The sequence below is a fragment of the Streptomyces sp. NPDC008313 genome (assembly GCF_042956125.1).
GTDB lineage: Bacteria > Actinomycetota > Actinomycetes > Streptomycetales > Streptomycetaceae > Streptomyces.
Map to the genome: position 1 here is coordinate 13589 of NZ_JBIBFR010000045.1, position 14965 is coordinate 28553.

15 protein-coding genes are annotated in these 14965 nt (G+C 73.6%); 6 read left to right on the top strand and 9 right to left on the bottom strand.

From position 1 onward, the window contains the following. Nucleotides 1-206: 206 nt before the first annotated feature. Complete coding sequence (locus ACFY93_RS33965) at nucleotides 207-1121, bottom strand: SIS domain-containing protein (RefSeq protein WP_391365781.1); 915 nt, start codon at nucleotides 1119-1121, stop codon at nucleotides 207-209. Between the two features lie 177 nt (nucleotides 1122-1298). Between ACFY93_RS33965 and ACFY93_RS33970 the strand changes: the two genes are divergently transcribed. The 4 genes from ACFY93_RS33970 (at nucleotide 1299) to ACFY93_RS33985 (ending at nucleotide 3908) form a co-directional block, all read left to right on the top strand. Beyond that, the gene (locus ACFY93_RS33970; RefSeq protein WP_391365782.1) at nucleotides 1299-1460 is read left to right on the top strand and encodes a hypothetical protein; all 162 of its coding nucleotides are present in this window, start codon (nucleotides 1299-1301) and stop codon (nucleotides 1458-1460) included. A gap of 118 nt (nucleotides 1461-1578) precedes the next feature. After that, nucleotides 1579-2007 carry a hypothetical protein gene (locus ACFY93_RS33975; protein ID WP_391365783.1) on the top strand — a complete coding sequence of 143 codons (429 nt, stop codon included), beginning with the start codon at nucleotides 1579-1581 and terminating at the stop codon, nucleotides 2005-2007. After that, nucleotides 2004-2837, top strand: a complete 834-nt coding sequence (locus ACFY93_RS33980; RefSeq protein WP_391365784.1) for a DUF1206 domain-containing protein — start codon at nucleotides 2004-2006, stop codon at nucleotides 2835-2837. The genes ACFY93_RS33975 and ACFY93_RS33980 overlap by 4 nt, the downstream gene beginning before the upstream one ends. Before the next feature lie 87 nt (nucleotides 2838-2924). Next, a complete protein-coding gene (locus tag ACFY93_RS33985) occupies nucleotides 2925-3908 on the top strand; it encodes an aldo/keto reductase (protein WP_391365785.1) in 984 nt (327 codons plus the stop codon). A gap of 48 nt (nucleotides 3909-3956) precedes the next feature. Here ACFY93_RS33985 and ACFY93_RS33990 read toward each other — a convergent pair whose 3' ends face one another. Next, nucleotides 3957-4463: a hypothetical protein gene (locus ACFY93_RS33990; RefSeq protein ID WP_391365786.1), complete on the bottom strand. Its 507-nt coding sequence runs from the start codon at nucleotides 4461-4463 to the stop codon at nucleotides 3957-3959. Nucleotides 4464-4629: 166 nt separating this feature from the next. Here ACFY93_RS33990 and ACFY93_RS33995 point away from each other — a divergent pair, with 166 nt between their 5' ends. Together ACFY93_RS33995 and tgmA are read left to right on the top strand one after the other, a co-directional pair. Then, the gene (locus ACFY93_RS33995; RefSeq protein ID WP_391365787.1) at nucleotides 4630-5124 is read left to right on the top strand and encodes a DUF6328 family protein; all 495 of its coding nucleotides are present in this window, start codon (nucleotides 4630-4632) and stop codon (nucleotides 5122-5124) included. 121 nt (nucleotides 5125-5245) lie between these two features. Continuing rightward, nucleotides 5246-5437: a putative ATP-grasp-modified RiPP gene (gene tgmA, locus ACFY93_RS34000; protein WP_391365788.1), complete on the top strand. Its 192-nt coding sequence runs from the start codon at nucleotides 5246-5248 to the stop codon at nucleotides 5435-5437. Between the two features lie 48 nt (nucleotides 5438-5485). On the opposite strand, the gene ACFY93_RS34005 is transcribed toward tgmA, so the two are convergent. The 7 genes from ACFY93_RS34005 to ACFY93_RS34035 form a co-directional block, all read right to left on the bottom strand. Continuing rightward, nucleotides 5486-7105 carry a serine/threonine protein kinase gene (locus tag ACFY93_RS34005; protein WP_391365789.1) on the bottom strand — a complete coding sequence of 540 codons (1620 nt, stop codon included), beginning with the start codon at nucleotides 7103-7105 and terminating at the stop codon, nucleotides 5486-5488. A gap of 134 nt (nucleotides 7106-7239) precedes the next feature. Continuing rightward, nucleotides 7240-8454: a 4-hydroxybenzoate 3-monooxygenase gene (locus ACFY93_RS34010; RefSeq protein ID WP_391365790.1), complete on the bottom strand. Its 1215-nt coding sequence runs from the start codon at nucleotides 8452-8454 to the stop codon at nucleotides 7240-7242. Between the two features lie 48 nt (nucleotides 8455-8502). Continuing rightward, entirely contained in the window at nucleotides 8503-9489 is a 987-nt protein-coding gene (locus ACFY93_RS34015; protein ID WP_391365791.1) for a TIGR03557 family F420-dependent LLM class oxidoreductase, read from the bottom strand. A gap of 146 nt (nucleotides 9490-9635) precedes the next feature. Continuing rightward, nucleotides 9636-10874 (bottom strand): DUF4032 domain-containing protein, encoded by a 1239-nt coding sequence (locus tag ACFY93_RS34020; protein WP_391365792.1) that lies wholly within the window; start codon nucleotides 10872-10874, stop codon nucleotides 9636-9638. Between the two features lie 79 nt (nucleotides 10875-10953). After that, the gene (gene glgB, locus ACFY93_RS34025; RefSeq protein WP_391365795.1) at nucleotides 10954-13158 is read right to left on the bottom strand and encodes a 1,4-alpha-glucan branching enzyme; all 2205 of its coding nucleotides are present in this window, start codon (nucleotides 13156-13158) and stop codon (nucleotides 10954-10956) included. Nucleotides 13159-13437: 279 nt separating this feature from the next. Beyond that, nucleotides 13438-14808: a phosphotransferase gene (locus ACFY93_RS34030; RefSeq protein WP_391365793.1), complete on the bottom strand. Its 1371-nt coding sequence runs from the start codon at nucleotides 14806-14808 to the stop codon at nucleotides 13438-13440. Between the two features lie 14 nt (nucleotides 14809-14822). Next, a partial coding sequence (locus ACFY93_RS34035) for an alpha-glucosidase C-terminal domain-containing protein (RefSeq protein ID WP_391365796.1) occupies nucleotides 14823-14965 on the bottom strand: 143 nt, incomplete at its 5' end.

A 14965-nucleotide genomic window follows, 5' to 3' on the forward strand; every position in this document is an offset into this window, starting at 1 on the left:
ACCCGATGGGTAGGAGCGGGTGGCCCCTGGTGCTCGTGGTGCGGTCCGGGAAGTTCCGGAGCCGCGATCCGCGAGCAGTATTTATATATACCGCCGGATACGCAAGGAGCATGAAAAAATTCATGCGCGGTTCGATGGTGATCATGTAAGGGTGTGGCGAAACAGGGTGATAAGGGGCGTCTTCCGGGCCCGGCTCGGACGTTCCCTCAGTCCTTCAGGAAGAACTGGTGCTGGTCGGCGAACTGCTCGTACTCCTCCAGCCGGGCGTGCGTCCGCTCGGGATCGGCGTCGGTCATGGCCTGGAGCAGCGCCGCCGACATCACCACGGGCGCCGCGTACGAGTCGAAGACCAGCCGCGACCCGGTGCCGGTGGCGAAGGTGACGTCGGCCTCGTCCGCGAGCGGACCCAGCGCCAGGTCGGTGATCAGGGCCACCCTCAGCCCCGCGCTGCGCGCGACCCGCACGGCCGTCAGCGTCTCCTGGGCATGCCGGGGCATCGCGAACGCCAGCAGCCAGGTGCCACCGGCCTCGCGGGACTGCAGCAGCGCGTCGTAGGCGACCGAGCCGCCCCGCGTCAGCAGCCGGACGTCGGGGTGGATGCGCCGGGCCGCGTACGCGAAGTACTCGGCCAGCGAGGCGGAGATCCGCAGTCCCAGCACCGTCAGCGGCGTCGACCTCGACAGGGCCCGGCCGACGGCGATGACCTGGTCGGGGTCGGCGAAATCGCGCCGCAGGTTCTCCAGGTTCTCGATCTCCGCGTCCACCGCCGACTGCAGTTCGTTGCTGCGGTTCTCGGCGGGGGCGCCGGCCAGGGTGCTGAGCGCGATCGCCTGGAGCCTCTCGCGCAGCGCCGGATAGCCGCTGAAGCCCACGGCCGACGCGAACCGGGTCACCGACGGCTGGCTCACCCCGGCGCGCTCGGCGAGATCCGTGATCGACAGGAACGCGGCCTCGGTGATGTTCTCGATCAGGTACTGGGCGATGCGCCGCTGGCCGGGGGACAGGCGCGGCCCGTCGAACATCTCCCGCAGCCGGGACGTGGGCGCGGCGTCCGTGTCGGGAGCCGTCCTGCCCGAGGTGATCGCGGACGCCTGCGCGCGTGCCTGCTGCGGCGATGACACCGGTCCGCCTCCTTCGTGTCCCACGAGAACTCAACATAGCCCACGGGCCGTGCTGACCAGGGCGGGTACGGGGGACCGGGAGGCGGTCGGCAGCGCCCCGCCGGGAGTGTGTCCGCGTGCGGGGGGTACCCGGATCCACGGCACGGGGGTGGAAGCGGAAGCAGGAGGTGTCCGGACATGGAATCCGGGATCAGCACCCGCGACGGCCGCCTGACGGCGGACCATCACGAGATCGAGGGCCGCGTCGTCACGCACATTCCCGCGCGGGCGCCGCACGCCGGCCCGCAGGCCGAGCGCGGCGCCGACACGGAGAGCAACATCGTCCGTGGCGAGGACTGACCGGCGGCCCCGGCGGTCCGCTGCCCGGACCCATGGTCCGCGCCCGGCAGGGGTGCCCAGCAGGACAGGGCCGCGCTCACCGGAGCCCGGCTCCCCACAGCACAAGGGAGGACACGTCGTGAATGCGTTGCGGCTGCCCGCATCTCAGGTTCAAGTAGTACTCAGCGACGGCTCGGCAGCGGACGCCGGGACCGTGTTCGAGGTCCTGGAGGGGCGTTTCGCCTGCGACCGTACGGCGGAGGAGGCACCGCGGGAGGACGAGTCGCACCGTCCGACCGTCTGGACGTCCACGTTCGACCTGCCCGCCCCGGCGGAGGCCGCCGAGTCCGCCGGCGGCACCGGTGAGGGAGCGCAGGCATCACCCGCCCGGCTCTCCGGCCCGGTGACCGCCGAGGTCCAGGGCACCCACCTCGCGGTCCGGCGGCTGCGGGAGGTCCTGGAGGAGGCGTTCACCGTCCAGGAGGCGGGCACGGACGCCGGGGACCAGGAGATCCAGGTCCAGCTGCGGCTGGAGGGGAGCGCTCAGGGCGGCTCCCGCGCCGTATGAACGCGAGCGCGCTGGCCGAGGAGGGCCCGGTCCGGGCGCGGCGTGCCGCGAAGGGCTCGATGACCGAGACGGCGGCACGCGCGGGGCTCACCGCCCGGGGGGTGATCTACCTCCTCGTCGGAGTGCTGGCACTGCGGGTCGCCTTCGGCGACGGCGAACGCCAGGCGGACCGGGGCGGAGCGCTCCAGGAGATCGCCGGACGGCCCTTCGGGGCCGTCCTTTTGTGGGCGCTGGGAATCGGCGTGGTGGGCATGGCGCTGTGGCGCCTGTCCGAACTGGTGTTCGGCGCGGCGGGCCCCGACGGCCGGAGCGCGAAGAAGCGGCTGGCGGCCGCCGCGCGCTGCGTCTTCTACGCCTTCGCGGCCTACTCCGTGCTGTCCTTCGCGGCGGGCTCCGGCGGTGGCGGCTCCAGCGACAAGCAGTCCCGTGACGTGACCGCCCAGGTCATGGAGATGCCCGCCGGGCGGTGGATCGTGGCCGGGGCGGGGATCGGCGTCGTGGTCGCGGGGGTCTGGATCGGCGTGAGCGCCGTCCTGCGGAAGTACCACAAGCACCTGAAGCTCGGTGCGATGTCGCGCCGGACCCGGCAGGCCGTCGACCTCACGGGCGTCGGCGGCGGCGTGGCCCGCGGTCTCGTCTTCGCCGCGGCGGGGGTCTTCGCCGTGCGGGCGGCCGTCGACTACGAGCCGGACAAGGCGAAGGGGCTGGACGACACCCTCAAGTCCTTCGCCGAAACACCGGCCGGCCCAGGCCTGTTGGTGTGCGTGGCGGCGGGACTCGTCCTGTTCGGTGTGTTCTCGTTCGCCATGGCGCGCTGGCGCAGGGTGTGACAGCGGCGCCGTCGGGCGGCCGGGCCTCGGTACGAGGGCCCCGGCCGCCCGACGGCGGCGTGCTGCCCGGGGTGACAGACTGGCGGCATGGATGAGCGTGAATTCGTCAGGCCGGGCCGGCACGCGTCGGTGATCGGTCTCGGCACATGGCAGTTGGGCGCCGACTGGGGCGACGTCGACGACAAGGACGCCCTGGCGGTCCTGGAGGCGGCGGCCGAGTCGGGCGTCACCTTCTTCGACACGGCGGACGTGTACGGCGACGGGCGCAGCGAGCAGACGATCGCCGCGTTCCTGAGCGGCAGGCCCGACCTGCACGTGATGGTCGCGACGAAGATGGGCCGCCGCGTCGACCAGATCCCCGAGAACTACGTCCTGGACAACTTCCGCGCCTGGAACGACCGCTCCCGGCGCAACCTCGGCGTCGACCGCGTCGACCTGGTGCAGCTGCACTGCCCGCCCACCCCGGTCTACTCGTCCGACGAGGTGTTCGACGCCCTCGACACCCTGGTGGACGAGGACCGGATCGCGGCGTACGGAGTGAGCGTCGAGACGTGCGCGCAGGCGCTGACGGCGATCGCACGCCCGAACGTGGCGAGCGTGCAGATCATTCTGAACCCGTTCCGGATGAAGCCGCTGCGCGAGGTGCTCCCGGCCGCGCGGGAGGCGGGCGTCGGCATCATCGCCCGGGTGCCGCTGGCCTCCGGGCTGCTGTCGGGCAAGTACACGAAGGAGACCGTCTTCGGCGAGAACGACCACCGGACGTTCAACCGTCACGGCGAGGCCTTCGACCAGGGCGAGACCTTCTCCGGCGTCGACTTCGCGACGGGCGTCGAGGCGGCGGCCGAGTTCGGCGAGCTCGCCCCGGAGGGCTTCACCCCGGCCCAGACGGCCCTGGCGTGGATCGTGCAGCAGCCCGGCGTGACCACGGTGATCCCCGGCGCCCGCTCGCCCGAGCAGGCCCGGGCCAACGCGGCCGCCGGGAAGCTGCCGCCCCTCCCGCCCGAGACGCTCGCCGCGATCCAGGCTCTCTACGACCGGCGGATCAAGGATCAGGTCGAGAGCCGCTGGTGACACGCGGCGCAAGGCGCGGGCGAGAGGGGCGGGCGAGAGGGGCGGATGTCAGAAGCGGCCGCCCGTCAGGCGGGTCACCGGACCGTGCGTACCGCGCTCGGCGCGGCGGCCCGCCGCGAAGGACACCAGGCCGAGGGCCGTGAGGCCCGCGCCGACGCCCGCGCTGACCAGCTTGCGGTGGGCGACGACGGTCCAGGCGGTCTTCGCCGTGGACGCCACCTGGCCTGAGGCCGAGACGACCGCCTCGCGGCCCGCGCCGACCCCCTTCGCGGCGGTCCGCGTCGCGCTCTGCGCCGCCTTGCCCGTCACCGCGACCGCCCGGCCCGACAGCTGCCGGGCGGCCGACGCCGCGTCACCGGCCTTGGCCGTGGCGCCGCGTGCGGCCTCCGTCGTCTTCCCGGCGGCCTCGCCCGCCGGAGCCTGGGCGGCCGCACCCGCGGCCTTCGCCGCGTCAGCCGGTTTCGTCCGGCCCTCCGCTGCCTTCTTCGCCGTGCTCCGGCCCTTCGACGAGGCCGTGCGGGACTGAGCGTTCGTATTCCTGTTCGTGTCACTCATGGCAACCGGATTGCCGTTGCGCGGAACACCAAACGCCCCGCGCCCGTTTCCGCCTCCGGCCCCGTCACGCCCGGTCAATCGTTCATGAGCGGGTAAAGCAAGAGGCAGTGCAGGAATCCGGTGCCCGGGCCGGGAGGCGGTCCGGGCCGTGAGAAGGGCGTGTGCGGTGGCGGGAATCGGTGCGGGCGACGGTGGGCGGGGCCGCCACGAGACGGAGGACGAGCGGGCCGACCGCAAGTGGGTGGAGCTCATCCAGGAGGTCCGGGTCGCCCAGACGGGCGTGCAGATCCTCTTCGGTTTCCTGCTCACCGTCGTGTTCACCCCGCGCTACGAGCAGTTGCAGCACACCGACAAGACCATCTACATCGTGACGGTCCTGCTGGGCGCCTCGGCGACCGGCGCCCTGATCGGCCCGGTGTCCCTGCACCGGATCGTCGCCGGCCGGCGCGTGAAACCGCAGGCGGTGCGGTGGGCGTCGCGGATGACCTTCGTCGGGCTCCTGCTGCTGCTGGCGACGATGGCCTCGTCGCTGCTGCTGATCCTGCGCGTCGCCACGCACGACGCCTACGTGCCCTGGCTCGTCGCCGGCATCCTCGTCTGGTACCTGGTCTGCTGGTACGTCCTGCCGCTGTGGACCCGTTACCGCTACACCACGGACTGACAACCCGTCATGCGCGCGATGTGACGACCTTCACCTCGATGTGGCGGACCGTGATGAATGCCTTACAGGGGTAACACGTACGGATGTGCGTCCGCACAACACGCGACCGCGGGAGGAACTCGTGAGGCCGTTCGCCCTCAACTACGCCCGGCCCACAGGGCACCCGGACCCCGTGGTCCCCTACACCTTCGACGCCGCCCTCCAGCTGAACGTGCTCGACGACGGCCGCCCCGCCGTCAGTGACCACGCGCTGCTGCTGGCCGTCGGCACCACGACCTCCACCGCCGGCTCGCAGACGCACTTCGACGACTGACGGCCCGCCCTCCCCCGCCGGGTGCCCGGCGGGGGAGGGCGGCCCGGCTCACCCGGAGGTGTCCCGGAAGGACCGCAGGAAGACCGCCAGCGCCTGCCGGTTGGCGGCGGTGTCCCAGTCGCCGGCCGGTGTCGTCCAGCGCAGCGAGTACCCCCGGTGGGCGCCCAGCAGGAAACCGCGGCCGAAGGTCCGCTCCCGGTCTGAGCCGGTACCGGAGAGCCACTGGATGTCGGCGCCCTCACGGCCCCGGTAGGTCACCGCGCGGATGCCGCCGACCCGTTCGTACCCGGTGAAGCGGCGCCGCAGGGCCGGTTCGAGCGCGCTCCACACGGCGACCGGGTCCGCGCCGAGCCGCTCGCTGTAGGTGACGGCCAGCGTGCGCGGATCACCGTCCGCCCGGAACGTCACCCGGTACGAGAGACCGGGGAAGCCGTCGGCCGTGCGGCGCTCGAAGCCTCGGGGCAGGTCGATGGCGAACCCCTCGGGCGCCTCGTACCGCACATACCCGGCCGGCGGGTCCCCGCCCGCCGGGGGCGGTGCCGGCGCGGTGGCCGGAGCCGACGGCGCCTGCCGGCCGGTGGCCGTCGCGGACGGGCCGCCCGAGGCCGCGCGGGAGGGCGCGGGCGCCGCCGCCGGGGAACCGCCGCCGGGCAGCACGGCCGCCGCGACGGCGATCGCCGCGGCGACGGCGGCGACGGCCACGGCAGGCCACAGCGGAGCCGTCCGCCCCGGGCGCCGCCCGCCCCACGTCCGCGCCCTGTGCCGGGCGGCCGCGCACGGACCGCGCAGCCGCGCGGAGTCGGCCCGCGCCGCCTCCGCGGCCTCCGTCCGCACGATGCGGGTCAGGGCCTTGCGCACGACGGGCTCGGGCAGCCGCTCCGAGGGGTCCCTGCGCAGCAGCCCCTGGATCGCGGGCCCCAGCGGACCGGCGTTCAGCGGGGACCGCAGGGGGAGCCGGCCCACCGCGCGCAGCGTCGCCTCGACCGGGCCGCGGTCCCGGAACGGCGGGCGGCCCTCCACCATCGTGTACAGGATCGCGCCGAGTGCCCACAGGTCGGACGCCGGGCCCGCGCCCTCGCCGCGGGCCTGTTCGGGTGACGCGTACGACGGGGCGGTCACGCGCGGGGACACGGCGGCGCCCATCAGACCGAACCCGGTGACCATGGCCTCGCCCCGCTCACCGACCAGCACCTGACCGGGACTCAGGTCGCCGTGGACGATCCCCGCACCGTGGGCGGCCGCCAGCACGTCGAGCACCGCGAGTCCCGTACGGGCGGCCCGGACGGGGTCGACCGGACCGCGGCCCACGCACACGCCGCCCGGCGGCCCAGCGGTCCCCTCGGTGACCGTCCACACGGAACCACCCCCCTCGCCTCCGCCGTCCCGGACGTCACCGGCGGCGACGGTGACGACGTCGACGAGGGCGGGGACCCGGCCCGGACAGGCGGCCTCGACCGCCTCCGTCTCCCGCAGCATCCGGGCGGCGACGTCACCCGCCGTCTCCCCGCACAGATGCGCCGGGAGCCGGGTCCGCGCCAGCCCGACGGGACGCGCGGTCACGACGTCCTGACCGAGCCAGTGGATCCGGCCCTCCTCCTCGTGCAGGATCCCTAGCAGCCGGTACCTCCCGGCGACCGGTCCGTCCGTGGAGACTCGCACCTCGACCATGGCCATCCCTCGCTGCGCCCCGGGTTCTCAACCTTTCCCGGAGGTACGGCGGGCGTGACGGGGAGTGTTCAAACGGGCGCGGAACCCGTACCGGCCGTCCGCCGGCACGGGGGACGGCGGCGGCCCCGGACACCTCAGTGACCGCCCTCCTTGCCGATGTAGGCCTCGGCGAACGCGGCCGCCGCGGCGGGGGAGCCGAGCAGCCGCCTCAGCCGGGCCGCCGCCGCGCCCGCCCGGAACGGGTCGCCGGACGAAGGGCCGTGCAGCAGTTCCCCGAACCACTGCGAGAACTCCTGGTACTGCCACACGCGGCGCAGACTCGCCCGCGGATAGCCGCGCAGTGCGCTGTCGTCGCCCGCGAGCCCCGCGACCAGGGCGTCCCCGAGCAGGAAAGCGTCGTGCAGCGCGAGGTTCATGCCCTTCGCGGCGATCGGCGCCACCAGATGAGCGCTGTCTCCCGCCAGGTGCAGCCGCCCGTACGTCATCGGCTCCGTGACGTGGTTGTGCAGGCCGAGCACCCGCTTCTCGATCAGCCGGCCCTCGGTGAGCGGCGGAGCCCCGTCGGCCGACAGCCGGGTGCGCAGCTCCGACCAGACCCTGTCGTGCGGCCAGTCGCCGGGGCCGTCACCGGGCGGGCATTCGAGGTAGTACCGGGTGACGTGGGGTCCGCGTGCCATGTGGGCGGCGAAGCCGCGGGGGTGGACGCCGAACACGACGCAGTCGCTGGACGGCGGCGCGTCGGCGAGCAGGGCCAGCCAGCCCACCCCGTGGTCGTACCGGGACACCCGGGCGTGTCCCGGTGGCAGCCAGGTACGGGTCACCCCGCGGGCGCCGTCGCTGCCCACGACCGTCTCGCAGTCGAGGCGCGTGCGTTCGCCCGTCCCCGGGTCGGTCCAGGACACCGAGGGCCGGTCCGTGCCGAGGCCGTCCGGCCGCACGTCCCGTACGCCGAAGCGGATGTCGCCGCCCCTGACGTCCGCGTACTCGCGCACCAGGTCGGTCACCAGCAGCGGCTGCGGGTAGACGAAGTGGTGGTCGCCGGAGAGCTCGGCGTACCGGACCCGGTGGCGTTCACCGCCGTGGCGGAACTCGCACTCGCCGTGCGCCTCGGCGTGGTCCGTGAGCCGGCCCGCCAGTCCGCGCCGCCGCAGGGCCCGCACGGCCCATTCCTCGAGGAACCCGGCGCGGGGCCGCTGCTCGATGAACTCCCTGCTCTCGCTCTCCAGCACGACGCAGTCGACGGAGGCGGCCCGCAGGATGTTGCCGACGGTCAGGCCCGCGGGCCCCGCGCCGACGATGACGACGGGGACACGCGGTACGGCGGTGGGGGAGGGGGAGGCACTGTTCACGCGGACATTATGTCGCCGCCTCGCGGCGCGGCCTCCCTCCAACTGCCGTCAGCTGTCCGCAGGTTGGGGGAAGGCCTCCCGCAGGGCGGGCAGCAGGGTCTTCTGGGACCAGTCCAGGAACCGCGGTTGCGAGTCCCCGCCGATCTGCACCAGGGCGACCTCGGTGAACCCCGCCTCGGCGAAGGGCCGTACGGCCTCGACGAACGCCTCCGGGTCGTCGCCGCACGGGATCGACGCGGCGACGTCGTCGGGCGTGACGAACTGCGTCGCCCCGGCGAAGGAGTCCGGATGAGGCAGCTCCGAGTTGACCTTCCACCCGTTGCCGAACCAGCGGAACTGCTCGTGCGCCCGCTCGACCGCCGCCTTCCGGTCGGTGTCGAAGCAGACGGGCAGCTGCCCCACCCGCGGCTTTCCCGTGCCGCCGTTGCGGTCGAAGGCCTCCAGCAGGTCCGCCTTCGGCTCGGTGGCGATGACGAGGTCGGCGAAGCGGCCCGCCAGCGCGCAGGACCGCTCCCCGGACACGGCCACGCCGATGGGCGGCGGCGCGTCCGGGAGGTCCCACAGCCGCGCCGACTCCACGTCGAAGTGCGTCCCGTGATGGGTCACGTGGCCGCCGTCGAACAGGGCCCGGATGATGCCCAGGGCCTCCTCCAGCCGCTCGTGCCGCACGTCGACGGACGGCCAGCCGCCGCCGACCACGTGCTCGTTGAGGTTCTCGCCCGAGCCGAGTCCGAGCCGGAACCGGCCCTGCGACAGCAGCTGCACCGTCGCCGCCTTCTGCGCCACCACCGCCGGGTGGTAGCGGAAGGTCGGGCACGTCACGTACGTCATCAGCGGGATCCGCGAGGTCGCCTGGGCGGCGGCGCCCAGCACGCTCCACGCGTAGGGCGAGTGGCCCTGCGAGCGCAGCCACGGGAAGTAGTGGTCGGACGTCACCGAGAAGTCGAAGCCCGCGTCCTCGGCCTGGACGACGTGGTCGACGAGCTCACGGGGACCGGCCTGCTCCGTCATCATCGTGTATCCGATTCGCACCATGGGATTGCGGGTCCCCGATCGGCCGGACGGGAAACGGTCCGGGCCCCGGGGCACCCCGTCCGGCCCGCGAGTCGACCCGTTCGCCCCGGCCCGCCCCCGATCCCGCTCCGCGGCCCCGGGCGCGCGGGGCCTGCCTGGGCGCCCGGTCACGGGGGCGGCGCGGCCTCCTCCGCCGGGGCCGGCAGTCCCGTCCGGACCCGGGGCAGGATGTTCGTGACGTAGTCCTCGACGGCCGTGTCCAGGCCGATGTCGTGCTGGGCGCGCTCCGACAGGAACCAGCGGTGTTCGAGCAGCTCGTGGTACAGCTCGGCCGCGTCCATCGGCCCGCGCAGCTCGCGCGGCACCGCGCGCACGGTCGGCCGGAACACCTCGCGGACCCAGCGGTGGGCCAGCACCTCGGGGCGCGCGTCCCCCGGCCCGTAGTCGTCCTGCGTCGCCATCCAGCTCTCCAGGTCGTTCAGCAGCCGGCGGGCCTGGTTCTCCTCGGTGTCCAGCCCGGTCAGCCGCAGCAACTGCCGCTGGTGGTGCCCCGCGTCGACGACCTTGGGCACGAAGGTGACGGTGTCCCCGTTGGACGAGTTCGCGATCTGCATCTCGGCGACGTCGAACCCGAGGTCGTTGAGACGGCGGATGCGGCGGTCGATGTAGTGGTACTTGCCCGCCGGATACACCGACGTACGGGTCAGCTCCCGCCACAGCCCCTCGTACCGCCGGCAGATCTCCGCGCCGAAGGCGATCGGGTCCACCGACGGGTGCAGCGCCCCCGAGGCCTCCAGGTCCAGCAGCTCGCCGCTGATGTTGACGCGGGCCAGGTCCAGGTCGTAGTCCCGCTGCCCGTCGCTGAGCCGGGCGTGCAGCTCCCCGGTCTCCGCGTCCACCAGATACGCCGCGTACGCCCCCGCGTCCCGCCGGAAGAGCGTGTTGGACAGCGAGCAGTCGCCCCAGGCGAACCCGGCCAGATGCAGCCGCACCAGCAGCACCGCCAGCGCGTCCATCAGCCGGTGCATCGTCGCCGGACGCATCGTCGTCTCGAACATCGACCGGTACGGTATGGAGCCGCCCAGGTGCCGGGTGATCAGCACCGGTTCGAGGGGACCGTCGTCGCCCGAGCGCCCCGTGACCACGGCGAGCGGGTCCACCGCGGGGATGCCGATCCGGTCCAGGCTCCGCAGCAGTTCGTACTCGCGCAGGGCGGGGCGCTCGGCGAGCTCCTTGACGGCGACGACCTCGTCCCCGGCGCGGGCGTAGCGCACCACGTGCCGCGAGATCCCTCGCGGCAGGGGGACGAGGTGCCGGTCCGGCCACTTCTCCAGGGGAAGCTGCCAGGGCAGTTCGAGCAGGAGCGCGGGGTGCTCCGGATTGGTAGCACTGATCTGCAGAGCCATGCGCCAAGCATGGCATCCCCGCTTCCGCGCCCCTGAGCGGCCGGAGGGCGCGGCCGGGGAGGGGCACGGGGGCGACGGCCTACTCGGGCCGCAGCCAGACCGTGGCGAGCGGCGGCAGGGTGAGCCGGACGGATCCCGTCCGCCCGTGCGCCGCGCACGGCTCCACGATCACCGGCTCAGGATGGGTGATCCCGCTCCCGCCGTACCGGGCCGCGTCGGTGTTGACGACCTCCCGCCACACCGCGTACCCCTCGGGCACGCCCAGCCGGTAGTCGTGCCGCACGGCGGGCGAGAAGTGCGACACCGCCAGCAGCGGCACCCCTTCCGCGTCGTACCGCAGGAACGCGAACACGTTGTCGTCGGCCGCGTCGCCCACCACCCACGAGAACCCCTCCGGGCTCGTGTCCCGCTGCCACAGCGACGGCTCCCGCCGGTACACGGTGTTGAGGTCGCGCACGAGGTCGCGCACGCCCCGGTGGTCCGGCTCCGCCGAGTAGGCCGGGTCCAGCAGCCACCAGTCCGGTCCCTGCTGTTCGGACCACTCGGCGCCCTGGGCGAACTCCTGGCCCATGAAGAGGAGTTGTTTGCCCGGGTGGGCCCACATGAAGCCGAGGTACGCGCGCTCGTTGGCCCGCTGCTGCCACCAGTCGCCGGGCATCTTCGAGACCAGGGACCGCTTCCCGTACACGACCTCGTCGTGGGAGATCGGCAGGACGTAGTTCTCGCTGTAGGCGTACACCATCGAGAACGTCATCTCGTCGTGGTGGTACCTGCGGTGCACCGGCTCGTGCTGGATGTACTCGAGGGAGTCGTGCATCCAGCCCATGTTCCACTTCAGCCCGAAGCCGAGGCCGCCGAAGCCGTGGTGCCCGGTGTGGTGGGTGGCGCGGGTGACGCCGTCCCAGGCGGTGGACTCCTCGGCGACGGTGACGACGCCGGGGTTGCGGCGGTAGACGGTGGCGTTCATCTCCTGGAGGAAGGCGACCGCGTCGAGGTTCTCGCGCCCGCCGTGCTCGTTGGGTGTCCACTGTCCGGGCTCGCGCGAGTAGTCGAGGTAGAGCATGGAGGCGACGGCGTCGACGCGCAGGCCGTCGATGTGGAACTCCTCGCACCAGTACACGGCGTTGGCGACGAGGAAGTTGCGTACCTCCTTGCGGCCGTAGTCGAACTCCAGCGTCCCCCAGTCCGGGTGGGCGGCCCGCGACGGGTCGTGGTGCTCGTACAGCGGCCGTCCGTCGAACTCGGCCAGGGCCCAGTCGTCGCGCGGGAAGTGCGCCGGGACCCAGTCCATCAGGACGCCGATGCCCGCCCGGTGCAGCGCGTCGATCAGGTACTTGAAGTCGTCGGGGGTGCCGAGCCGGGCCGTCGGCGCGTAGAACCCGGTGATCTGGTAGCCCCACGAGGGACCGAAGGGATGCTCGGCGACGGGCATCAGCTGGACATGCGTGAAGCCCATGTCGGCCACGTAGGCGGGCAGTTGCTCGGCGAGTTCCCGGTAGCCGAGCCCCGGCCGCCAGGACGGCAGGTGCACCTCGTAGAGGGAGAACGGGGCCTCGTGCACCGGCCGGTCGCCCCGGTGCGCCATCCACTCCTCGTCGCCCCAGACGTGCGACGACTCGGTCACGACGGAGGCGGTGGCCGGAGGCACCTCGGACTGCCGGGCCATCGGGTCGGCGCGCAGGGTGCGCGTGCCGTCGGGCCGGGTGATGTCGAACTTGTAGAGGGTGCCCGCGCCGAGCCCCGGCACGAACAGCTCCCACACCCCGGACGAGCCCAGAGACCGCATCGTGTACGCGCCGCCGTCCCAGTGACAGAAGTCCCCGCAGACCCTGACCCCGCGCGCGTTCGGCGCCCACACCGTGAACCGGGTTCCGGTGACGCCCTGGTGCGTCATCGTCCGGGCGCCCAACGCCTTCCACAGCTCCTCGTGCCGGCCCTCGCCGATCAGATGCAGATCGAAGTCGCCCAGCGCGGGCAGGAAGGCGTACGGGTCGCGCACCTCCAGTTCGACGCCGTCGTACGCGATGTGCAGCAGGTACTCGGGAATCGCTTCCAGCGGCAGCACGGCCGTGAAGAAGCCGTCGCCCGCGTCGTCCAGCTCCGTGCGGCTGCCCGCCACGGTGACGGCCACCGACCGGGCGTAGGGGCGCAGCACCCGGAAGGCGACGCCACCGGGCACCGGATGCGCGCCGAGCACGGCGTGCGGGTCGTGGTGGGTGCCCGACAGCAGACGCTCCCGGTCGGCGGGGTCGATGGTGGCCGGCGCCGGGACCGGGGCGGGCACGGGGACGGTCTTGCGTGCGCGCCTCGGCCGGCGCGCGGGCGCCTCGGTGGCGGTGGCGGTGGCCGACGGGGCGGGGCGGCCGGACGTGCCGGGCGCGTCGAGCGTGGCCGACGTGCCGGGCGTCTCGGGTGAACGCACGATGGCGCGACGCCCGGTGGGGGACGTGCTGCTGCGGGGAACCACGGTTTCAGCCTCCTCGAACGCGATCGGAGAGTTCATGACGGGGTGTCGCGAGCCCGCTGTGCGGGTGGTGCGGGTGGAGCGAACGGGACCGGCGGGTCACGGGGTCCCGGCCAGACGTCTGATCGCGGCCATCGGCACGGGCAGCCAGTCGGGCCGGTGCCGGGCCTCGTACAGGACCTCGTACACGGCCCGGTCCGTCTCGTGGGCCCGCAGCAGCGCGGGCTCCTCACGCGGGTCCCAGTCCGCCTCGGCCGCGTACCCGGCGCAGTAGGCGTCCCGGCAGCGCAGCGCCCATTCCGGATCCCAGGGGTCGCGGGTGCGGGCGGCGTAGTCGAAGGACCGCAGCATTCCCGCGATGTCGCGTACGGGCGACTGGGTGCGCCGGCGTTCGGCGAGCGGGCGGGCCGGCTCGCCCTCGAAGTCGATGACGAACCACCGCCGGCCGGCCCGCAGCACCTGGCCGAGGTGCAGGTCGCCGTGGATGCGCTGAGGCGGGCGCGCCGAGTCGAGGGCCGCGACCGCCTCGAACGCCGTCCGCAGACCGGGCACGTACGGCTGGACCGCGGGCACGCAGCGGGCCGTGGCGTCCAGCCGCTCGCTCATGGCGGCCGCGAGACGCCGGTCGCGGCGCCGGCTGGGCGCGTCCAGCGGGAACGCCCCGGCCAGGGCGAGGTGCACCTCGGCGGTGGCCCGGCCCAGTTCGAACGCCTCGTCGGTGAAGTCCCGCCCGGAGGCGAGCGAGCCGACCGCCAGCTCCCAGCCGTCGGAGGCGCCGGGCAGGAACGGCTGGAGCACGCCGAGCGTCGCCTCCTGCGGCTGCGAGGTGCGGAACCACGCCGCGGGCGCGGGAACCCTGGTGCACCCCTGCCGGGCCAGGGCCGAGGGCACCTCCAGGTCCGGGTTGATCCCGGGCTGGACCCTGCGGAAGACCTTCAGGATGAACGCGTCGCCGTACACCAGCGAGGAGTTGGACTGCTCGGCCGCCAGCAGACGAGGGGTCAGCCCGGCGGGCAGGGCCGTGCCGACTCCGCGCTCGAAGCGCAGCGGGCCCGCCCTGCCGGGGTTGCGCAGCCGTTCCAGGAGCAGGGCCGCGGTCTCCGGGTCCTGAAGGGCGTCGTACACCATCAGCCCGGCCAGCGGGCCCTGCGTGGCCCTGCCGATCAGCGCGCCGGCGAGATGGGGCGCGAGGACGTCCCTCACGCCGAGGAGGAGCTGGTAGCAGTCGTCGGCGGGCGGGGTGTCGCAGTCGCCGCGCCGGGGCGGACCCGCGTGTTCGGTGTGCACGAGCACGTGCAGGCAGCCGGGGTACAGCTCCGTCGTCGACCGCAGCGAAAGCCCTGTGACGGGGCGGCCCTTGCCCGCGAACCAGCGCTGCCGCGGCAGCCACTCGTACAGCAGCCCGGCGAGCGAGGTCAGCAGCGAGGCGGTGGCGACGCTGCCGGCACGGGGTGACGCGGTCCTGGGCATGGTGACGGGTCCTTTCACGGGCACGCCATCAACTGCGCCGGGCGGAACTGGGAGGCGGACCGGCGCAGTCGGAACCAGTAGAAGCCGTGGCCTGCGAGGGTGAGGAGGTAGGGGAGGTCTCCGATGGCGGGGAAGCGGACGCCGCCGATGAGTTCGA

What these genes read in the sequence shown, in the direction of transcription:
- ACFY93_RS33970 (WP_391365782.1), top strand. Translation starts at nt 1,299, where the DNA reads ATGGAATCCGGGATCAGCACCCGCGACGGCCGCCTGACGGCGGACCAT.
- ACFY93_RS33980 (WP_391365784.1), top strand. Translation starts at nt 2,004, where the DNA reads ATGAACGCGAGCGCGCTGGCCGAGGAGGGCCCGGTCCGGGCGCGGCGT.
- ACFY93_RS33985 (WP_391365785.1), top strand. Translation starts at nt 2,925, where the DNA reads ATGGATGAGCGTGAATTCGTCAGGCCGGGCCGGCACGCGTCGGTGATC.
- ACFY93_RS33990 (WP_391365786.1), bottom strand. Translation starts at nt 4,463, where the DNA reads ATGAGTGACACGAACAGGAATACGAACGCTCAGTCCCGCACGGCCTCG.
- ACFY93_RS34005 (WP_391365789.1), bottom strand. Translation starts at nt 7,105, where the DNA reads ATGGTCGAGGTGCGAGTCTCCACGGACGGACCGGTCGCCGGGAGGTAC.
- ACFY93_RS34015 (WP_391365791.1), bottom strand. Translation starts at nt 9,489, where the DNA reads ATGGTGCGAATCGGATACACGATGATGACGGAGCAGGCCGGTCCCCGT.
- ACFY93_RS34020 (WP_391365792.1), bottom strand. Translation starts at nt 10,874, where the DNA reads ATGGCTCTGCAGATCAGTGCTACCAATCCGGAGCACCCCGCGCTCCTG.
- ACFY93_RS34030 (WP_391365793.1), bottom strand. Translation starts at nt 14,808, where the DNA reads ATGCCCAGGACCGCGTCACCCCGTGCCGGCAGCGTCGCCACCGCCTCG.